This is a genomic window from Maribacter sp. MS6 (assembly GCF_056839185.1).
In genome coordinates this window covers 3,346,829-3,368,798 of the sequence record NZ_CM166389.1, presented here as the reverse complement: position 1 = coordinate 3,368,798, position 21,970 = coordinate 3,346,829, and the positions used below count along the sequence as shown (strand labels likewise).

General features: G+C 40.3%; 17 protein-coding genes, 1 tRNA gene and 1 pseudogene. 4 read left to right on the top strand and 15 right to left on the bottom strand.

The window, feature by feature from the left end; translation table 11 throughout:
* Positions 1 to 32: 32 nt before the first annotated feature.
* The 4 genes from MS6x_RS14720 to MS6x_RS14705 all read left to right on the top strand — a co-directional run bounded on the left by MS6x_RS14720 (position 33) and on the right by MS6x_RS14705 (position 5,833).
* A complete protein-coding gene (locus tag MS6x_RS14720) occupies positions 33 to 3,158 on the top strand; it encodes a WD40/YVTN/BNR-like repeat-containing protein (RefSeq protein ID WP_482603225.1) in 3,126 nt (1,041 codons plus the stop codon).
* A 6-nt stretch (positions 3,159 to 3,164) separates the two neighbouring features.
* On the top strand, positions 3,165 to 4,133 hold the full coding sequence (locus MS6x_RS14715; protein ID WP_482603224.1) for a tetratricopeptide repeat protein: 969 nt from the start codon (positions 3,165 to 3,167) through the stop codon (positions 4,131 to 4,133).
* 78 nt (positions 4,134 to 4,211) lie between these two features.
* Positions 4,212 to 4,862, top strand: a complete 651-nt coding sequence (gene rpe, locus MS6x_RS14710; RefSeq protein WP_482603223.1) for a ribulose-phosphate 3-epimerase — start codon at positions 4,212 to 4,214, stop codon at positions 4,860 to 4,862.
* Entirely contained in the window at positions 4,862 to 5,833 is a 972-nt protein-coding gene (locus tag MS6x_RS14705; RefSeq protein WP_482603222.1) for a YpdA family putative bacillithiol disulfide reductase, read from the top strand. The genes rpe and MS6x_RS14705 overlap by 1 nt, the downstream gene beginning before the upstream one ends.
* Positions 5,834 to 5,877: 44 nt before the next feature.
* Here MS6x_RS14705 and MS6x_RS14700 read toward each other — a convergent pair.
* The 15 genes and pseudogenes from MS6x_RS14700 to MS6x_RS14630 all read right to left on the bottom strand — a co-directional run bounded on the left by MS6x_RS14700 (position 5,878) and on the right by MS6x_RS14630 (position 21,944).
* A tRNA-Arg gene (locus tag MS6x_RS14700) sits at positions 5,878 to 5,951 on the bottom strand.
* A gap of 46 nt (positions 5,952 to 5,997) precedes the next feature.
* Positions 5,998 to 6,441 carry a GatB/YqeY domain-containing protein gene (locus tag MS6x_RS14695; RefSeq protein ID WP_482603221.1) on the bottom strand — a complete coding sequence of 148 codons (444 nt, stop codon included), beginning with the start codon at positions 6,439 to 6,441 and terminating at the stop codon, positions 5,998 to 6,000.
* 87 nt (positions 6,442 to 6,528) lie between these two features.
* Positions 6,529 to 8,435 (bottom strand): annotated as a pseudogene (gene ftsZ / locus MS6x_RS14690) (cell division protein FtsZ).
* A gap of 45 nt (positions 8,436 to 8,480) precedes the next feature.
* Positions 8,481 to 9,806, bottom strand: a complete 1,326-nt coding sequence (ftsA, locus tag MS6x_RS14685; protein ID WP_482603220.1) for a cell division protein FtsA — start codon at positions 9,804 to 9,806, stop codon at positions 8,481 to 8,483.
* 6 nt (positions 9,807 to 9,812) lie between these two features.
* Entirely contained in the window at positions 9,813 to 10,532 is a 720-nt protein-coding gene (locus MS6x_RS14680) for a cell division protein FtsQ/DivIB (RefSeq protein WP_482603219.1), read from the bottom strand.
* A complete protein-coding gene (gene murC / locus MS6x_RS14675; protein WP_482603218.1) occupies positions 10,513 to 11,874 on the bottom strand; it encodes a UDP-N-acetylmuramate--L-alanine ligase in 1,362 nt (453 codons plus the stop codon). The genes MS6x_RS14680 and murC overlap by 20 nt, the downstream gene beginning before the upstream one ends.
* 38 nt (positions 11,875 to 11,912) lie before the next feature.
* The gene (murG, locus tag MS6x_RS14670; protein ID WP_482603217.1) at positions 11,913 to 12,998 is read right to left on the bottom strand and encodes an undecaprenyldiphospho-muramoylpentapeptide beta-N-acetylglucosaminyltransferase; all 1,086 of its coding nucleotides are present in this window, start codon (positions 12,996 to 12,998) and stop codon (positions 11,913 to 11,915) included.
* A complete protein-coding gene (locus MS6x_RS14665) occupies positions 12,985 to 14,187 on the bottom strand; it encodes an FtsW/RodA/SpoVE family cell cycle protein (RefSeq protein ID WP_482603216.1) in 1,203 nt (400 codons plus the stop codon). The genes murG and MS6x_RS14665 overlap by 14 nt, the downstream gene beginning before the upstream one ends.
* The gene (murD, locus tag MS6x_RS14660) at positions 14,188 to 15,522 is read right to left on the bottom strand and encodes a UDP-N-acetylmuramoyl-L-alanine--D-glutamate ligase (RefSeq protein WP_482603215.1); all 1,335 of its coding nucleotides are present in this window, start codon (positions 15,520 to 15,522) and stop codon (positions 14,188 to 14,190) included.
* The gene (gene mraY / locus MS6x_RS14655; RefSeq protein WP_482603214.1) at positions 15,523 to 16,743 is read right to left on the bottom strand and encodes a phospho-N-acetylmuramoyl-pentapeptide-transferase; all 1,221 of its coding nucleotides are present in this window, start codon (positions 16,741 to 16,743) and stop codon (positions 15,523 to 15,525) included.
* 37 nt (positions 16,744 to 16,780) lie between these two features.
* Complete coding sequence (locus MS6x_RS14650; protein WP_482603213.1) at positions 16,781 to 18,244, bottom strand: UDP-N-acetylmuramoyl-L-alanyl-D-glutamate--2,6-diaminopimelate ligase; 1,464 nt, start codon at positions 18,242 to 18,244, stop codon at positions 16,781 to 16,783.
* The gene (locus tag MS6x_RS14645) at positions 18,241 to 20,247 is read right to left on the bottom strand and encodes a penicillin-binding protein (RefSeq protein WP_482603212.1); all 2,007 of its coding nucleotides are present in this window, start codon (positions 20,245 to 20,247) and stop codon (positions 18,241 to 18,243) included. Before MS6x_RS14645 ends, MS6x_RS14650 begins: the two co-directional genes overlap by 4 nt.
* A 2-nt stretch (positions 20,248 to 20,249) precedes the next feature.
* Entirely contained in the window at positions 20,250 to 20,582 is a 333-nt protein-coding gene (locus MS6x_RS14640; protein ID WP_482603211.1) for an FtsL-like putative cell division protein, read from the bottom strand.
* A complete protein-coding gene (rsmH, locus tag MS6x_RS14635; protein ID WP_482607176.1) occupies positions 20,582 to 21,499 on the bottom strand; it encodes a 16S rRNA (cytosine(1402)-N(4))-methyltransferase RsmH in 918 nt (305 codons plus the stop codon). Before rsmH ends, MS6x_RS14640 begins: the two co-directional genes overlap by 1 nt.
* The gene (locus MS6x_RS14630) at positions 21,486 to 21,944 is read right to left on the bottom strand and encodes a division/cell wall cluster transcriptional repressor MraZ (RefSeq protein ID WP_482603210.1); all 459 of its coding nucleotides are present in this window, start codon (positions 21,942 to 21,944) and stop codon (positions 21,486 to 21,488) included. Before MS6x_RS14630 ends, rsmH begins: the two co-directional genes overlap by 14 nt.
* Positions 21,945 to 21,970 lie beyond the last annotated feature (26 nt).

The following is a 21,970-nucleotide window of genomic DNA, read 5'->3' as shown; positions in this document are numbered from 1 at the left end:
TTACTTTTTCACCTAAGCTAAAAGAACATCTTATGAATTATGCCATCAAATGCTTTTTAGTACTAGCACTAACATTCAGCACACCATTTGCTTTTTCACAAAAAGCATCAACAGTAGGAAATATTCCCTATGACACAATTGACAAGTCTTTTTATGAAGGACTAGAATGGAGAAACATTGGCCCTCTTAGAGGTGGTCGCTCGCTAGGGTGCGCTGGAAGTCCTTCAAGACCAAACGAGTATTATTTTGGTGCTACAGGCGGCGGACTTTGGAAAACAGTTGATGGCGGCACCGAATGGAAAGCAGTAACAGATGGACAACTTACCAGTTCTTCCGTTGGGGCCGTAGCCGTATCGGAATCGAATCCTGATATCGTTTATATTGGCATGGGTGAGGTACAATTGCGCGGTAGCATTACCCAAGGTGATGGCGTCTATAAAAGTATCGACGCCGGCGAAAACTGGGAACATGTAGGCCTAAAGGAAACACAGGCGGTAGCAAGAATACGTATTCATCCTACCAACTCGGACATCGTTTACGTAGCTGCCTTGGGCCATCCTTATGGCAATAATGAAGAACGCGGGGTTTTTAAAACGACCGATGGAGGAAAAACTTGGAAAAAGGCACTCTACGTAAGTGATAAAGCAGGCGCAGTAGACTTGATCATTGATAAAAACGACCCACAAATACTATATGCTACTACTTGGGAAGTACAAAGAAAAGCCTGGAAAATGTGGGGTGGCGGTGGCGACAGCAAACTCTGGAAATCTACGGATGGTGGTGAAAACTGGACAGACCTCACTAGTAATAGTGGTATGCCGGCTCCACCCATAGGAAAAATTGGAGTGACAGTTTCACCTGCCGATTCCAACAGGGTTTGGGCAATCGTGGAAGCAAACGAAGGCGGTGTTTTCCGTTCCGATGATGCAGGAAAAACTTGGGAACGCACCAATGACGAGCGTAAATTACGGCAACGTGCCTTTTACTACTCACGAATCTATGCCGATCCCATCGATAAAGAAACGGTTTACGGTCTTAATGTTGATTTCTGGAAATCGACCGATGGCGGAAAAACCTTCGACATCGAAATAAAAGTTCCGCACGGAGACAACCATGATCTTTGGATAGATCCTAACAATCCGAATCGCATGATATCTTCCAATGATGGCGGAGGAAATGTAAGCATCAACGGCGGAAAAAGCTGGACAGAACAAGACTACGTAACCACACAACTTTACCATGTAATGGCTACCAGTGATGTTCCTTACCATGTAGCAGGTGCCCAACAAGACAATAGCACCGTAGCATTACCGAGCGATGGCTGGGAGCATAGGCAAGCCCGGGGACCTGGTCATGGGTGGTACTATCCAGTTGGGGGAGGTGAAAGTGGTTGGATCACCCAACACCCCGTAAACAAAGATATTTTTTATGCCGGTAGTCAAGGAGCATTACTAACCCGTTATGACCGAAGTAACGGACAGACAAGGGATATACAAGTCTACCCCAGGTTCTTCTCCGGCGAACCGGCAAGTGCGTTGCCCGAAAGATGGCAATGGACCTTCCCTATTATGTTCGCCCCACAAGATTCCAATATAATGTATACCTGTTCTCAACATGTATGGAAAACGACAGATGATGGTCAGTCTTGGACAAGGATAAGTCCCGACCTTACCTATGCAGATCCTAGCACCTTAGGAAAAACAGGAGGTGTTATTACCATGGACATGAACGGTCCTGAAATTTATGCAACCGTTTTTGCCTTGGCGCCGTCCACACATGACATAAACACAATCTGGGCAGGATCCGACGACGGAAAAATCCATATTACCAGAGATGGCGGAACAAACTGGGCCGATATTACACCAGCGGGACTCCCTAAATTCTCACGTGTAAGTATCATAGAGGAATCCGTTCACAGACCGGGAACTTTATATGTAGCGGCAAATCGCTATCAAGTTGACGATCGCCAACCTTATGTTTTCAAGACACATGATTACGGCAAAACATGGAGTAAAATCATAACAGGGATTGCCGATGGTCATTTTGCAAGAGCGGTTCGCGAAGATCCCATTAGAGAGGGTCTTCTATTTTTGGGAACGGAACATGGCGTTTATTTCTCTGCCAATGACGGTGCATCGTGGCAATCACTTCAACTTAAACTTCCAGATACCCCAATACGAGATTTGGTAATTAAAGATAATGATGTAGTGCTAGGAACACACGGAAGAGGGTTTTGGATTTTGGATGACATTCATCCCTTGCGACAGTACCAAGATGAAATGAAATCAGCTTCTGCCGTACTGTTTCAACCATCCAATGCCATACGAGGTATTTCGGATGCGAAAATTCAATATTACCTACAAGAAGAATTAGATACCATCACATTTGAAGTCTTGGATGCAAAAGGTGTTGTTATAGACACCTTTACAGGAAGCAAAGCTAAATACGAAGAGGACGCAGACCTGCCTTGGTGGAAAAAAGGCGGATCTACCAAACCAACCACCGCTAAAGGATTAAATACGTTTACTTGGGACTTGCGTTATCCCGGTGCTATCGATTTTGAAGGTATGATTATTTGGAGCGCTAGGCCTACTAGAGGGCCAAAAGCACCTTTAGGAGATTATAAAATTCGTATGAAAACTCCAAGTATAGAAAAGACCTATGATTTTGCAATTGAAATAGATCCTAACCTTAAAGGTATTACCAAAGAAGACTTAGATGAGCAATTTGAACTGGCCAAAAACATTATGGGAAAAACGGACAAGGCCAACCGAACCGTAATTAAAATTAGAGAAATAAAAACCCAGTTGAAAACTGCCAAAGACAAAATAGCAAGTAAAGACTGGAAAAAAACCGTTGACCCATTTTTAAAAGCGATTTCGACCATTGAGGAAGATTTATATCAAGTAAAAAATCAATCCAACCAAGATCCGTTGAACTTCCCAATAAAGCTGAACAATAGATTAGCTTCATTGAGAAGAAGTGTAGAAAATGGTGACGCCAGACCTACGGATGGTGCTTACAAGGTGTTTAAAGAACTTTCTGCAGAGTTGGATCAGCATTTGGGCAAACTTAGCAGCATTATGCAGAAGAATCTTCCCAAGGTAAATTCAACGCTAAAGAATACGGGATTTGAAGAAATTGAAGTATCTAAATAACTAATAATGAAGAAAACGGTAGCAAGGAAAGTATTTGTCACCTGTACAATGGTTATTGCCACCTTGCTATTTATAAATTGCAAGGACACCAAAAAGGACGAGCCAGAGGGTGAAAAGGTGATAGTAGAAAAAACCATTACGTTTACCACACCTTTAGAAAAGGAAATAGTCATTGCCAAACCTTCGGAAAAACTTTTGCTACAATATGAAGAAGCAAAAGAAAAATACAATAGCAATCCTACTGACGTAGAGGCCCTTATTTGGTATGGTAGAAGAACTGCTTACTTAGGTCGTTATAACGATGCAATTGCTATTTACGGCGAAGGGATAAAAAAACACCCTCAAGAACCTCGATTGTATCGGCATCGGGGACATCGGTATATCTCCTTACGCAAATTCAAGGAAGCGATTTCCGATTTGGAAAAAGCAGGCCAATTGATTCAGGGAACAACGAATGAAATAGAACCGGATGGTATGCCCAATGCGCAAAACATTCCCGTAAGCACCTTACACGGCAACATTTGGTATCATTTGGGCTTGGCCTATTACCTTGAACACGACTATGAAAAAGCCTATGACGCATATTTAAAGTGTAGGGAATCAGGCAATTTACCCGATAATATTGTTTCCAGTACACATTGGCTCTACATGATACAGCGGCGACTAGGCAATACAGTAATGGCAAATAAAATGCTTGAACCAATATCTGGCGAAATGGATGTGATTGAAAACCAGAGCTATCATGACCTTTGTAAAGTTTATAAAGGCATTATTCCGGTTGATTCTTTGGTACAGACGGGAACCGGAAGTCCGTCGAATGACGCTGTTGCTTACGGAATAGCCAATTGGTATTTCTATAATGACGAAAAGGAAAAAGCAGAAGAATTAATGACGGATTTGATAGAAAGTCCTGCATGGAGTTCTTTTGGTTATATAGCTGCCGAGAGTGACCTGATACATTACTATGGCCAATAGCATCTGTAAATGGCAATACAATTGCCTAAAGAAAAACTCAATTCGCTATTTTTGTACTGAATATATATCAGACACAAAATGCAAAAAACAAAAATAGCGCCCTCTCTACTTGCAGCAGACTTTGGCAACCTACAACGTGATGTTGAAATGGTGAACAACAGTGATGCCGATTGGCACCATATTGATGTGATGGACGGCGTTTTTGTTCCCAATATTTCCTACGGTATGCCTGTAGTGAAAGCCATTCAAAAACACGCTACAAAACCGTTGGACGTGCACTTGATGATTGTAGACCCAGATCGCTACATACAGGAGTTTGCAGACTTGGGGGCAACGTATTTAACGGTACATTACGAAGCGTGCTCGCATTTACATAGAACGCTACAGGCTATTAAATCGGCAGGTATGAAAGCAGGAGTAGCGCTAAACCCTCATACTTCCGTACAGCTTCTGGAAAACATTATTCAAGATATTGATATGGTCTGCGTGATGAGCGTTAACCCAGGATTCGGGGGTCAATGTTTTATTGCCAACACCTATAATAAAGTAAAAGCGTTAAAAGAACTCATAACAGCAAAAGGTAGCAACACCTTAATTGAAATAGATGGTGGAGTCTCAACAGCGAATGCAAAGGAATTGATAGCAGCAGGAGCCGATGTATTAGTGGCGGGAAGCTTTGTATTTAAGAGTGACGACCCAAAAGCAACCATAAAAAGTCTAAAAGGATAATGGAACACTTAGATGTTATCATCGTTGGAGGAGGCCCAATAGGGATAGCCTGTGGCTTGGAGGCAAAGAAACATGGGCTGAATTATTTGATATTAGAAAAAGGCCCTATTGTGAACTCGCTTTTTAATTACCCGACTAATATGCAGTTTTTTTCTTCTTCCGAAAAATTGGAAATCGATGAAATCCCTTTTATTAGCAAAGAGGCAAAACCAAAAAGAGATGAAGCTTTAGAATATTACCGGCGGATTGTAACGACCAACAAACTTAACATCAATCTATTCGAGAAAGTTGAAAATCTTCTAAATATGGGTAATCACTTTGAAATTCAAACCACAAAGAAGGGCTATACAGCTTACAAGGTGATTATTGCTACAGGGTTTTACGACATTCCCAATACATTGGATGTGCCCGGAGAGGCATTGGAAAAAGTATCACATTACTACAACAATCCACATTATTACGCCGGCCAAAAGCTTGCAGTTATTGGGGCCAGTAATAGCGCCATAGACGCTGCCTTGGAATGCTACCGAAAGGGGGCAGAAGTAAGCTTGATCATTAGAGGCCCAGAAGTGGGACAACGCGTGAAATATTGGGTTCGCCCGGATATTATCAATAGGATTGAAGAAGGAAGCATTACCGCATATTACAATAGTACTGTTACTACAATTACACCTACAGAAATTAGTATTAATACACCAGACGGCAACAAGACACTCAAAAACGATTTTGTACTTGCCCTAACTGGCTATAAACCTAATTTTAAGTTTTTGGAACAACTTGGCATCAATCTAAGTGATGATGAAAAAAAATTACCGCAATACGATACGGAAACTATGGAAAGTAATGTAGACGGACTCTATCTTGCAGGCGTTATTTGTGGTGGCATGGAAACCCATAAATGGTTTATAGAAAATTCCAGGGTGCATGCAAAGATGATAATACGGGATATTGTCAACAAATGTTATAAATAACAAATATCAAAAAACCATCACACTGTGATGGTTTTTTAATTTAGTGACCGCGGAGGGATTCAAACCCCCAACCCTCAGAGCCGAAATCTGATGCGCTATTCAGTTGCGCCACGCGGCCTTTTTCAATATTCAAAAATAGAATTTCTTATTGCGATACTATAGCGCTAGGACAATTTATTTTTAACAATAGAGGAAATTGTTTTTCCATCGGCCCTTCCAGCTAATTCTTTTGAAACCATTCCCATTACCGTGCCCATATCCTTCATACCGGAAGCACCTGTTGCTGCAATCGTTTGAACTACCACGTTCTCTATTTCTTCATTGCTTAATTGCTCGGGTAAAAACTGTTCCAATACCGCAATCTGTGCTAGTTCAGGATCAGCTAAATCCTGTCTGCCTTGATCGCTAAATATGGTAGCACTATCCTTACGTTGCTTTACCAGTTTTTGAACCAATTTCACCTCATCTTCTTCAGAAAGCTCCCCATCCCCGCTAGTTTTTGCCAACAAGAGCGCTGACTTAATTGCACGCAAGGATTCTAGGGCTACGGTATCCTTTGCTTTCATAGCTGTCTTCATTTGATCCATTACCTCTTGTTGCAATCCCATATTTCGAATGTTTTTGAAGCTGCAAAGATAAAAAACAAACCCGAAAACGAGACTTGTTTCCGGGTTTAAAACGGTTCAACTCGTTAATTAATCTACATTATCATGTAGAAAAGAGTTGTTGGATCGCATCTGTATATCATTGTTACTATCGTCACTTAAACTTGTGCGAGAAATTTTTTGTTCCCTTGCAGTTTCATTCAAATCAACACCCTGTCTTTTGTACGCAGGTTGCTTTTCAAACTCGTCTATATTATTAACGCTATTTTTAAACTTGTAATTGAAATCCTTTAGTTTTCTTCGGCGCTCGTCTGCCCTTTCCCTTAACAATTCCTCGATAGGTGTTTCCATAGGATCCAATTGTTCCTCCGGCTGGGCTGTAGGAGCTTTTGGTGCAACCGTCTTTCTCTCAAAAACGAGTTCGTCCTCCACTATTTTAGGTTCAAATTCCTCTGCTTTTGACTTTGCTCCCGTAAGCTTATTCTCCAGTTGCATATAGTCATCTAAACTATATCTGGTTTCTCCTTTTTTGTTATACTCCAATACCGGGATAATTTCAACGCTATCGTTAACGTCCATATCCTTGACCTCGTCATTAAGGTCAAACATGATTACATTTTCCTTTTCTTCTTCATCTGTAACCAAAGGTAAATCAAAACCTATCGCAAATTGATCGTCTTGATCTTGTCCTTTTAATTCTTGTGGCTCCACTACCTCGATATCACGTAATTTGTCCGATGATTCTATGATAACAAAATCATCCTCAGAAACATCCTTGGCAACTACCTCTTCATAAAAAACATTGAAGTTTTTAATATAATTTGTAGTAGGTATCAAATCAAAGTCGCCCTGATCTACTAATTCATATCGTGCTTGTGGCTTCTCTTCCGGTTGATCCTCTTCAAGCACATGAACGGTTTTATTTGCGGACATCAATTCCATCTCCGCTTTCTGTCCCTCTTCTAGGTTATGGATTATTTTTTTTGATTCCGTATTTACGATATCATCTTGTTGTTCAATGTTAAATCCCGTGGCAATTACCGTTACGGCAATAGCCTCTCCTAAACTCTCGTCCTCACCAACACCCATGATGATATTTGCACCGTGTCCTGCTTCTATTTGAATATGATCATTGATCTCTCCAATTTCATCAATCGTAATTTCCTGAGCACCGGAAACAATAAGTAACAATACGTTTTTAGCACCTTGAATTTTGTTGTCGTTCAACAACGGAGAATCCAAAGCCTTCATAATAGCCTCGTTTGCCCTTGCAGAACCAGAAGAGATTGCGGAGCCCATAATAGCTGTACCACTATTGGAAAGAACCGTTTTAGCATCACGTAAATCTATATTCTGTGTATAATGATGGGTAATTACCTCTGCAATTCCTCTCGCTGCCGTAGCCAATACTTCATCAGCTTTCGAGAAACCTGCCTTAAAGCCAAGGTTACCATACACTTCTCTTAGTTTGTTGTTATTGATTACGATTAAGGAATCTACATTATTTCTTAGTTTTTCTATTCCTCTTTGTGCTTGATCACAACGCATTTTTCCTTCAAAGTTGAAAGGCATTGTTACGATACCAACGGTAAGCACATCCATCTCTTTAGCAAATTTGGCAATTACTGGAGCAGCACCAGTTCCAGTTCCTCCACCCATTCCTGCCGTAATGAATATCATCTTGGTCGTATTGTCCAACATCTGTTTGATGTCCTCCATACTCTCCATAGCGGCTTGCTCACCAACTTCTGGGTTGGCACCAGCTCCCAATCCTTCTGTCAATGAAACCCCCAATTGAATTTTGTTTGGAACCGGACTATTGTCCAAAGCCTGTGAATCGGTATTACAGATAACGAAGTCTACTCCGTTTATTCCGGCTTGGAACATATGGTTAATGGCATTACTACCGCCCCCCCTACTCCGATAACCTTAATTACATTGCTTTGATTCTTTGGAAGATCAAATGAGATATTGTCAAATTCGCTGCTGTTGCTCATAGTGTTATTATTACTGGTTATTGTATGCTGTCTTCTATATTTGTTTTACTCTGCGTTGTCCAAAAATTCCTTTAACTTTTCAGACCATTTATCGAAAACCGATTTTCGTTCCTTACGTCTTTCTTCGTTTGCCAGGAGCTCTTCTCCTCGCTCCTCCTCTTCACTTACGGTATCTTCCTGTCCAGAAGAAACTTCAACTTGCATTTTGGATTGATTCTTAACCGCATTCATTAATAATCCTACGGCAGTGGCATAGAGCGGACTAGCTATTTCTGCATCCGAATCACCCGCTAAATGTTCATTTGGATATCCAATTCTAGTATCCATACCTGTGATGTATTCTACCAATTGTTTTAAATGTTTTAATTGACTTCCGCCACCGGTAAGCACTATTCCTGCAATTAATTTTTTCTTTTGTTCATCGTGTCCATAATTCTTCACCTCCACGTAAACCTGCTCAATTATTTCTACAACCCTTGCATGGATTATTTTGGAAAGGTTTTTTAATGAAATCTCCTTTGGTTCCCTACCTCGTAAACCAGGTATGGAAACAATCTCGTTATCCCTATTTTCACCAGGCCATGCAGAACCGAACTTCATCTTTAATAACTCTGCCTGCTTTTCTATAATGGAGCACCCTTCTTTAATATCTTCTGTAATAATGCCCCCTCCAAAAGGAATAACGGCCGTATGCCTAATGATACCATCTTTAAAAATTGCCAAATCCGTAGTGCCGCCTCCTATATCGATGAGCGCCACACCAGCTTCTTTTTCTTCCTGACTTAAAACCGCATCCGATGATGCCAATGGTTCCAAGGTGATATTTCCCAACCCAAGACCAGCACTCTTAATACATCTACCAACATTTTTTATGGATGTTACCTGGCCAACGACCACATGGAAATTAGCCTCTAACCGACCCCCGTACATTCCAATTGGCTGTTTAATTTCGGCTTGGCCATCTACTTTATATTCTTGCGGAAGTACATGGATAATCTCTTCTCCAGGTAACATAATTAATTTATGAACTTGGTTCACTAACTTATCCAAATCTTTATCTCCTATTACCTCTTCCGAATCCGGCCTTGTAATGTAATCGCTATGCTGTAAACTGCGTATATGCTGCCCTGCAATACCTACTACCACATTTCCTATTTTGAGACCTGAATTGGCCTCTGCCTCCTCAACAGCCTGTTGAATGGATTTTATGGTTTGTGTGATGTTATTTACAACACCCCTATGAACCCCTAGGCTTTTGGACTTGCCAATTCCCAAAATCTCTATCTTTCCATATTCGTTTTCCTTACCAATGATGGCGACGATTTTTGTTGTTCCGATGTCTAACCCGACAGAATAATTAGCTTGTTCCATTCCCATTTATATTTTAGTGCACACTACCTGATTATTGAATTCTAAACTTACAACAGCAAAATCTTCTAAAGTTTTATCCTTGTTCGCCTTGGCATAAAACGCCTTAAAATTGCTAAACTTTTCCTCAAGATTATTTACAGTTCCTAACTTCACTACAAACTGATTTAATCTAAATTTCAATTTATAATTATCCTTTTCTTCGATATGAATGCCAATAACATTTTTACGCAAAAAGGTGTCCTCGTTGATGAATTCCAGAATCACATACACATCTTCCAGCGTTTCGCCGGTCACGTTTCCCGTAATTATTGGAACTCTAGCGGAATGATTGCTTGAAAACGGCATACGCTTTCCTTCGTCATCCAAATAGAATTTCGAACCCCCCTCTACACGACCGATTGGTTTACGTTGAATTATTTTTGACGTAAGTTCACCATCTATAGTAAGATACACTTGGGCACTTTTTACCATTTCATTGGCCTCTAAAGCCTTTTCTACAGTATTCAAAGCTATCTTTTCTTTAGGGACATTTTCAAGTCCGCCATATTTTTGTATTAACAATTTATTAACCACTCCTTCCGTTAGATATAGATTTTCATCGCCACCAAATTCCACCTTCATTTTAACGATACTTTTATTATCGTTCCGCTGATTGGTAAACGCATACAACCCCATGATTACCAAAACCAAGGCTATCAGTTTTATGTTATTCCAATTCATTTTCATAGGTCAGTTCATTTTTAATCCGTTCAATTTCTAAGCCAATATCACCTGCTCCCATAGTAATTAACACTTCAGGGTTTTGGCCTTTTATTTCATCTGATAAATTTAATTTTCCGACTATTTTTGTATTAGCGTTGGTCATTTTTCCCACTAACCACTCCGAATCTATTCCTGATATAGGGTTTTCCCTAGCTGGATAAATGTCCAATAACAGCACATTATCAAATCTGGAAAGACTTTTCGCAAATTCATCTCCAAAGTCACGTGTTCTTGAAAAAAGATGTGGTTGAAAAACTGCCAAAACTTTTTTGTTCGGATGCATTTCTTTAACCGCATCAAACACAGCATCTATTTCGATGGGGTGATGCGCATAATCATCAATAAAAACAAACTCCGAAGTGTTTATCTGATATGAAAATCTGCGTTTTACACCCTTAAATGTTTCTAATGCACTTGCCAAGCGATCCGGTGGGGAACCGGATTCCATCGCCATGGCAAAAGCAACCAAACCGTTAAGCAAATTATGCCTGCCCGGTTTACTGAACTTTACCCCGTTCAAAACGATACTCGGGGTAACCAAATCAAATATGTAGGCACCTTGTTCTATTTTTATATTGCGGATGCAAAAATCGGAATCATCTTCTATACCATAAGTTAAGCCCTCCAAGGGCAGACCTTTCCGAACAAAAAGTTTACCTCCAGGCTTTATACGCTTCGTGAAATCGATAAAAGAAGCTATTAATTCATCAGCATTTCCATAAATATCCAAGTGATCCGCATCCATAGACGTAATACAGGCAACATTTGGAGTAAGCCGTAAAAATGAACGATCAAATTCATCTGCTTCTACAACCGAATAGTCGGTTCCCTCTAATAGGAAGTTACTGTTAAAATCTTCTGAAATACCTCCCAAAAAAGCAGTTAAAGGCGCTCCGGTTTCTTTTAATAAATGCGCCAGTATAGCTGAGGTCGTAGTCTTGCCATGCGTTCCAGCAACAGCAAAACAGAAGGAATCTGCGGTAATAAGCCCCAATACTTCAGAGCGCTTTTTTATCACAAAACCATTCTTCTTAAAATATTGGTATTCGCTATGCGACGCCGCCACTGCGGGAGTATATACGATTAAAGTGCTTTCGGCATCCAAAAATGGTTTTGAAACTAACCGTATATCATCGGTATAGTGGATAGGAATTCCCACAGCTACCAATTCTTTCGTCAATGGTGTTTCTGTTTTATCATATCCTGCAACCGGGATGTTTATAAACCTAAAATACCGCGCCAAGGCAGACATGCCAATGCCTCCTATGCCAATAAAGTAGACGCTATGTATATTTTTCAAGTCCAAAACCTTATTCTAAAATTTTACTATTTAATATTCTATTTCTATAACAACTTTTCTACCTCGTCACAAATAGCACTTGTAGCATTGGGTAATGCCAAAGCTTTCATGTTTTTTGACAATTGATCTTGCTTCTCTTGCGAGTTATATACCTTTCTAAATGAGCTTTCAAAATCCAAATCCAAATCCTTCTCCCTAATCAATATAGCCGCTGAATCTTGTTCTAACGCTTGTGCATTCTTTGTTTGGTGGTCTTCGGCGACATTTGGTGACGGTATAAAAAATGTAGGTTTCCCAACAATACACAACTCCGATACCGATCCCGCACCCGCCCTAGAAACGATAAAATCGGCAGCCGCATAGGCTTTATCCATTTCATTTAAAAACGCATATACCTTCACCGTGTCCGAATTACAGTTACTATATTTTTCTATATACCCTTTTCCACATTGCCACACTAGCTGTATTCCCAAGTCCTCAAAGAAGGACAACTTATCCGCTATAAATTCATTTATACGCTTGGCTCCTAAACTTCCACCTAGGACCAACACCGTCTTTTTTGTTGGATGAAGCTGAAAAAAATCCAAAGCATCTTGCTTATTTACATTTAACTTTATTAAATCTGCACGAACCGGATTACCTGTTTTTACTATTTTATCCGCTGGAAAAAATTGCTCCATACCATCATAGGCCACACATATTTTCTGTACCCTATCCTTAAGCAACTTATTTGTTATACCCGCATAAGAATTCTGCTCCTGCAACACACAAGGAATTCCCTTACCAGATGCGACCCGTAATAAAGGACCACTAGCAAAACCTCCAGTACCAATAACGGCATGGGGCTTAACCCGTTTTACTATGTTACCTGCTTTTATCAAACTACTCATCAATTTAAACGGAAACATTACATTTTTAAAAGTTAGCTTTCGCTGTATTCCTGTTATCCAAAGACCTTCTATTTTATAGCCGGCCTGGGGCACTTTTTCCATTTCCATTCTATCCTTGGCGCCTACGAACAAAAATTCCGCTTTCGGAAACCTGCGTTTTAATTCGTTCGCTATGGCTATAGCAGGATAAATATGTCCGCCCGTACCTCCACCAGATATAATAAACCTATAGTTGTCCACTCAACACTTCTAAAGGATTATTCTCATCAAAATCTGTTGGACCGTTTGCGTCTTGGACCAAACTCTTATTACTAGCACTCAAAATAATTCCTATGGCCAAGCAGGTCATCCAACTGGATGTTCCTCCACTACTTATTAGCGGTAAATTCTGTCCCGTTACCGGAAACAACTCTACCGCTACGGCCATATTTATCATTGCCTGAAACACAATAGGAAGGCCTACCCCTAAGACCAATAGCTTACTAAAAATCGAAGTACTACTATTTGCCACAACTACAATACGAAACAATAAAAACAGGTAAAAGAACATAAGCGCAAAACCGCCAATTAATCCATACTCCTCTACTATAATAGCATATATAAAATCCGAAGAACTTTGCGGTAAAAAATTCTTCTGAACACTCTTCCCTGCACCTTTTCCCACAATACCGCCTGTAGCAATCGCTATTTTTGCCCGTTCTATTTGATAATTCGCCTCTGTATCTTCTGGACTCGTAAAACTATCGATACGACTCATCCAAGTGTCTACCCTGTTTGGAAACAAGTCTGGAAATGCTTTTGCCGTTACCACGAACAGGGTCAAACAAACCAACCCGGTGCCTATAATCCCTATCAAATATTTTATTGGATACCCCCCTAAGAAGCATAACATCAATACCATAGTAAATATGATTGCCGCAGTAGAAAAGTTCGCCGGCAAAATCAATACTACAACTAAAAATACAGGAAGCCATAAGGGCAAAATACTCTCGGTAAACGTGACCGTCATCTCTCTTATCTTGGATAGATAGCGCGCCACATAAATCAGTAAGACCACTGCTGCCAGATTAGAAGGCTGAAACCCGAAACCAACGAAGGGAATACGAATCCACCGACTCGCATTGGTCTCTCCACTGGTTGTTCCTTGTGCCAACACAAAAACCAATAACACCAAAACAATGGGTAATCCAATAAGGGAAAGTCCCTTAAAAAAATGCGTCGGAATTTTATGAACTCCGTAAATTATCCCAAATCCCAAAAATAGGAGTAGTGCATGTTTTATCAAATGACCGGCCGTAGTGCCATTGCCAACGACGTATACCAGATTACTACTGGCACTGTAGACAGGTAAAAAAGAAAACAACGCCAAAAGGGCTGCAATGGCCCAAATAGCTTTATCTCCCTTGATATTTTGCAATAATTTTAGCACTTATAAATTTTTTACACAATTTTTGAACTGATTTCCGCGATCTTCATAACTTTCAAACAAGTCGAAACTGGCACAGGCTGGTGACAACAACACCGTATCACCACGCTCTGCAATCTTGTAAGCAACTTTGACCGCTTCTTCCATTGCGTACGTTTCAACTACCAAATCTACCACGTTACCAAAAGTCTCCTTGATTTTGGTATTATCGGCACCTAAACACACGATTGCCTTTACCTTTTCTCTGACTAAGGACATCAAAGCTTTGTAATCGTTGCCCTTGTCCACGCCACCAACAATCCATACTGTCTGCGTCTTTACACTATCTAAAGCAAAATAGGTAGCATTTACATTGGTTGCCTTGGAATCGTTTATGTATTGTACATGGCTAATTTTTAACACTTTCTCTAAGCGGTGCGGCGCACCTTGAAAAGTAGAGATACAGTCCCTTATGGTCTCCTTACGGATACTTACCAATTTTGCAATGGTAGCCGCAGCCATTGTATTTTTTAGATTGTGTTGTCCTTCTAGTGCTAAAGCATCTGTCGTCATAGTCATCTTATCCGTTAGTGTTGTTATTGAAATATTAGTATCTTCTAAATATGTTCCTTCCTTAAATTTCTCCTTTAAGGAGAATGGCATTAATTTGGATTTGACCGGGTTGGCTTTAAGCCAGGAAACAATTACCTCATCATCTGCGTCATAAATCAGATAATCTTTTTCCGTTTGGTTCATGGCAATTCTGAACTTTGATGCGATATAATTCTCGAACTTATAATCATACCGATCTAAATGATCTGGCGTAATATTCGTTATCACAGCAATATCCGGTCTAAACTCTCGGATGCCGTCCAACTGAAAACTACTGATCTCCAAAACGTAATACTCAAAATCATTCTCGGCTACCATTTTGGCAAAGCTGTCCCCAATATTACCTGCCATTCCAACATTAAGGCCTCCCCCCACCAACAAATGATTTGTAAGCATTGTGGTGGTCGTTTTTCCATTGCTCCCGGTTATCCCAATGATTTTAGCATCGGTATAATTGGATGCAAACTCTATCTCCGAAACTACCGGAACACCCTTGGCCAACAATTGCTTTACCAGAGGTACCGTATCTGGAATACCAGGGCTTTTCATCACGATATCAGCCTGTATTATGCGGTTCTCGGAATGTAGTTCCTCTTCCCAATCAATTCCATAATGTGAAAGAACGTCCTTGTACTTCTTTTTAATTTTTCCTTTATCGGACACAAAAACATCGTATCCTTTTTTTTGGCCTAAAATTGCCGTGCCTACACCACTTTCCCCACCTCCTAGTATTACCAGTAAAGCCATCTACCTTAGTTTCAAAGTAACTATAGTGACAATGGCCAATAGAATTCCTATAATCCAAAAACGAGTAACTATTTTGCTTTCGTGGTATCCTTTTTTCTGATAATGATGGTGTAAGGGTGCCATTAAAAAAATACGTTTTCCTTCTCCATACTTATTTCTAGTATACTTGAAGTAGCCTACTTGCAACATCACTGAGATAGATTCTGCAAAGAAGATTCCGCACAAAATGGGGATTAATAATTCTTTACGAATGATGATGGCTATAACGGCTATAACACCACCGATTGTGAGACTCCCCGTATCGCCCATAAAAACCTGCGCCGGAAAAGCGTTATACCATAAAAACCCGACTAGGGCACCTACAAAGGCGGTAATGAATATTAGTAATTCGCCTGCCATAGGTATGAACATGATATCCAAATAGTCAGAAAAAATGATATTCCCAGAAACCCATGCAAAAATCCCTAGGGTTATGGCAATTATAGCGGAACTGCCCGCTGCAAGTCCGTCTATACCATCGGTCAGATTAGCTCCATTGGAAACAGCGGTAACGATCAAGATAATGATCGGGATAAAAATCAACCACGTATATGCCTCCAAACCATCGCCCATCCATGAAATAAAACTGCTATAATCCAGCTCATTATTCTTGAAAAAAGGCACCGTAGTCATCGTAGACTTAATGTCTGCTCCTTTCACCTCTTCTACGGTAAAGTTCTCCGTAATAATTGTTTTCGTATGCTCGCGCATGGTTACTTGCGGATGAAAATAAAGTGTGGCTCCTACAACCAATCCCAATACTACCTGACCCAATACCTTGAAACGACCTTTTAACCCTTCCTTGTTCTTTCTAAAAATCTTAATATAATCATCTACAAAGCCGATAACTCCCATCCATACGGTAGTTATAATAAGAAGAATGATATAGATATTGTGTAATTTGGCAAACAACAATACTGGAATAAGCGTTGCAAATATGATAATCAAACCACCCATGGTAGGCGTCCCGGCCTTTTGCTTTTGACCGTCCAGACCCAAGTCTCTTACCGTTTCCCCAATTTGTTTCTTTTGAAGAAATAGAATAATTCGTTTGCCATATATGGTTGCTAAGCCCAAGGAAAAAAGTATAGCCATGGCCGCCCTAAACGTAAGGAACCCAAAAAGGGACGCTCCGGGAAACTGGTATTCATTTTCTAAATATTCAAATAGGTAGGTTAACATATTTTTTTACTAAAAGCCCATTGGTGGTGAGCCTTGATTATTTGTTTAATCCTTTTAAAACTTCTTTTACAATCTTAAAATCATCAAAATCTATTCGCTTTCCATTCGTCTCTTGATACGTCTCATGACCCTTGCCGGCCACTAGGATAATATCATTAGCAGCAGCTAGTTGGCACGCGGTCTTGATCGCTTGCTCTCTATTCTCAATGGCCAATATTTTGTTGACATGCTGCGGCTCCACGCCAGATTCCATCTCCGAAATAATAGCTGAAGGCGATTCGGTTCTTGGATTATCGGAGGTAAAAATGACCTTGTTACTCATTTCCCCAGCGATATTGCCCATTACCGGACGCTTTGATCTGTCTCTATCGCCACCACACCCCACAACGGTGATGACGTTTTCATTTCCAGTTCTCAATGTGTTGATGGTCTCAAGCACATTTTTTAAAGCATCCGGCGTATGGGCATAATCAACAATAGCCGTAATTTTCTGTTTTGATATGTAATATTGAAATCTGCCATCTACATTATCAAGCTCGCTCAATAATCGTAGGGTTTCTAAATTTTCCAAGCCCAACAAATCTGCCGTGGCATAAATTGCCAGCATGTTATAGGCATTAAAATGACCAATTAATTTGGTCCATAACTCATTATCATTCACCTTCAAGAGCTGACCATCGAACTGATTTTCCAAAATCTGCGCCCTATAATCGGCATAGTTGTTTAGGGCGTAGGTATATTTTCTGGCGTTGGTATTTTGTAGCATTACCAAACCATTCTTATCGTCTATATTGGTGAGGGCGAACGCTTTTTTAGAAAGCGTATCGAACAGTATCTTTTTAGTATCTCTGTATTCGGCAAAAGTGTTATGATAATCTAAATGATCATGCGACAGATTGGTGAAAATTGCGCCTTCAAAAACTAACCCTTCTATTCTTTTTTGATGGATTCCATGGGAACTTACCTCCATAAAACAAAATTCTACACCGGCACTGTTCATTAGACTTAAATGCTCGTTAATCACCAAGGCATCCGGTGTCGTATGCTTAGTCTCATACTCGGTATCATCTACCATAATTTTAATGGTGGACAACAAACCTACCTTATAGCCCGCCTTCTTAAAAAGCTGATACAATAAACTGGTTACCGTGGTCTTACCATTGGTTCCGGTAACTCCTATCAATTTTAAATTCTTAGACGGATTTCCATAAAAATTAGAAGCCATTATAGCGAGTGCACTATTCCCGTTAGCTACCTCCACGTAGGTAATTTCATTAACCAAATCTTCCGGAAGCTGCTCGCATATAATTGCTTTAGCTCCTAAATCAATCGCTTTTCTTATGTACTTATGACCATCTGTAAGCGTTCCTTTAATCGCCACAAAGACATCGTCCATCTGAACCATACGGGAGTCAAAACGAACGGTGTTGACACTACAATTAGTAGTGCCACTTACCGCTGTCAGGCTAACTCCATATAATATGTCTTTTAGTAACTTCATGAAAGTTCCAACACTATTTTTTTCACTTCTTTAATATCCGTTCCTTTGGATATGGATTGACGATAGACTTTACCATTCCCTTTCACCTCAACCTCTATCCCCAAGTTCTCCAACATTGCAACGGCATCCATACCGCACATACCATGTAGATTTGGAACTTTTGCATACGCTTTTTGTACATGTGTAAAATAACCTTGGTAGGCTTTTTCCAAATCATTCCCATAGTCATCTTTGATATCAATTTCATCCGTTAAAGGAGAAGTTGCATATACTTTTTGTGCAACCGACTTAAAAACAGGACCAGAAACATCAGCTCCGTAATAGCCTACACTTTTATCTGGCTTATGAATGACTACAATACAGGAATACTTAGGGTTGTCCGCTGGAAAGTAACCGGCAAATGACGAAATATATTCGTACTTATCCTTATCCTTGGACACGTAATTGGTTTGTGTAGTCCCGGTTTTGCCCGCCATAGAAAAATTGCTTGAATACATTCCATGACCTGTACCTTTCTTCTTTTCAACTACATCTTTTAACAACTGTCTTACTTTACGTGCCGTTTCCTTAGAACATATTGCAGAATTCAATACTTCTTTATCAAATTTCTTTATACTCTTGTTCCACTCTTTAACTTCCTTTATCAGTCTTGGTCTAATCAACTCGCCATCATTAGCAATAGCATTATAAAAGGCCAACGTCTGCAAAGGCGTTAACGACACTTCATAACCATAGGCCATCTGCGCCAAAGAAAGACCGGACCATCCTTTATCCCCAGGATAGCGAATCACAGGAACACCTTCGCCCTTTACCGGCAAGCCCAACTCTTTATGAAGCCCCATACTCATTAACCTATTCACATATTTTTCCGGATTATCCTTATAGCCATTATGTATCATCTTGGCAAAGGCTATATTTGATGATACTTCAAAGGCGTTGGCTACAGATATTTCACCATGACCACCTCTTTTAGTATCCCTTATTCTATGCTTATATAATTTCCAAGAACCCTTTTCCGTGTCTATCACAGTACTTGTATCCGCTACTTTATCCTCTAGGGCAGCAACAAGATTCATCAACTTAAAAGTAGAACCCGGCTCATGGGATTCTCCGATTGCATAGTTTAAGCGCTCATAATATTTACCCTCGTTTGTCCTACCAAGATTGGCAATGGCCTTCACTTCTCCAGTTTTGGTTTCCATTACGATTACAGTTCCATGATCTGCCTTGTACCGCTCCAATTGTCCTAATAATGCATGATGCGCTATATCCTGAATATTGATATCAATGGTGGAATACACGTCGTATCCATCCTTAGGCTCTACGATATTATCCGTTCCAATAGGCTTCCATTGATTCTTTGCTATTTTTTGCTTTAAACGCTGACCTTCAACACCACTTAAGTATTCGCTAAAGGCACCTTCCATACCTACTTTAGTGTGGTAGCCGTTTTCATCTACCCTTTCATAACCAACACTTCGCTCCGCAATCTTTCCTAGTGGATGTTCTCTTTTGGTTTTTTGCTCTATTATTAATCCACCCTTGAACGCTCCTTTTTCGAACAAAGGGAAACTCTTTACTGCGATATAGTCGGAATAGTCTAGATTACGCGCAATTAGCGCATATCTGTTCTTGTTCTGCTTTGCTTTTCTTAAAATTTGCTGGTAATGCGAAGATGTTTTTCCAAAGAGTTTGGCAAGTGCGTCCGAAAGTGGTTTTACATTTTCCTTAAAATCGGTATCCGAAACCGTAACCGCATCGAACCTAATCGTATATTTGGATACCGAGGTGGCCAAGAGACTACCATCGTCCGAATATAGGTTGCCCCTGTTGGGAGCAATAGTAAACATTCTGGTCGTTCTCGTTTCGGCCAAAGCCATATATTTTTCACCTTCTACAAACTGAATGGAAACCAACTTAAACAGGATAGCCCCGGCAAAGACCACCAGTGCGCCAGCTACAAAATATAATCGCGTTAATATGCTCTTGTCGGTTGCGGGCATAACTATTCTTTAGGCGTTTTAGAAATAACCTTTATTTTTTGTGGAGGAGTTTCTGATGGAAACAGCCCTTTTTCGGCAACTGTAGTTGTTATGGTAGACTCCAGCTTAAGTTGCTGTACATCTGACCTTGCGTCTACAAATTCGCTTCTTAACTCACGTACCTCTTCATTTAAAGCAGCGATCCTATGCACCTTTTTATCGGCACTGTGGGAACTTGTAATCATAACGGCCGCCAAGAAAGAGGCGAAAATGATAAAAAGCCAGTTCTTAGGAGCATCTCCGCTGATTAAGAACTTGCCTTTTAAAATATCCAATATGCCCTTTTTAACTTTCATTATTCCTGTGCTAATCTTTCCGCTATTCTCAGTTTTGCGCTCCGCGCTCTATTATTTAATGCTATTTCCTCTTTAGAAGGAATTATTAAAGGCCCCACTTTTTTCAAAGGCACCGAAATATTTCCATAAAAATCCTTTTCTGGTTCCCCTTTAAATTGACCGGCGCGAATAAATCGTTTTACCAGACGATCTTCCAAGGAATGATAACTTATGACACTCAACCGGCCTCCTTCTGCAAGCAACCCAGGAACTTGTTCCAAAAACTCCTCTATAACGGCAATCTCTTGGTTTACTTCAATACGAATCGCTTGATAGATCTGTGCCAGTATTTTATGTCTTTTATGCTCCGGAAGCAACCTGTCCAAAGTCAATTTTAACTCTTCTGTTGTTTTAATTCCCTTACCCTCTCTACCCTCAACAATTGCTTTTGCCAAGGCGTTGGCATTTCTTAAATCACCATAAGCAAAGAACAAATTCCTAAGGTCATCATAAGAATAGGTGTTCACCACATCATAAGCTGACAGCTCATTACGTTTGCTCATACGCATATCCAAATCGGCATCAAAACGGGTAGAAAACCCACGTTCGGCCTTATCGAACTGATGCGAGGAAACCCCAAAATCAGCTAGGATACCGTCTACTTTCCGAATGCCATAGAACTTTAAAAATTGGGTGATATACCTGAAATTCTCCCCAATCAAAACAAACCTTTTATCTCCAAGAGCATTGGCCTGCGCATCTTCATCTTGGTCAAATGCGAAGAGTTTTCCTCCGCTTCCCAACTGTTTCAATATCTCTTTTGAATGGCCCCCTCCACCAAACGTAACATCAACATAAACCCCATTCTCTTTTATGGCCAAACCTGCAACAGACTCCTGGAGCAGCACCGGATTATGATAGGCCTCACTCGTCTGCATCAAAAATATCTTCAGCCATTGCTTCGTACTCTTCATCAGACATAGAATCAAGTACGGTCTCATATTTATCCTTAGCCCAAATCTCTATTTTATCATGCTGAGCGTTAAGCATTACCTCCTTACTAATTCCAGCAAATTCAAAAAGGTCTTTTGGTATTTGCAATCGTCCTGTATCAGAATCAATAGGAACCTCTTTTAATCCAGCGGTAAACTTCATTAAGAAAAGATCAAACTGTTTACCCCTTCCACCTTTCTTCATGACCTTGCGCATCACCTCATCAAACTTGACCTTAGGATGTAGTTCTAGGCAGTCTTTAAAAACAGCGCGCTTAATCACAAACTCATCGTTCATAAACGGTAGCAGCTTGTTTTTCAAGGCAGTAGGGATATTTATCCTACCCTTTGCATCTGCCTTGCATGCATGTTGTCCTACTATTGTGGTCACTTTAATTGGTGTTATTTGCAAATAAT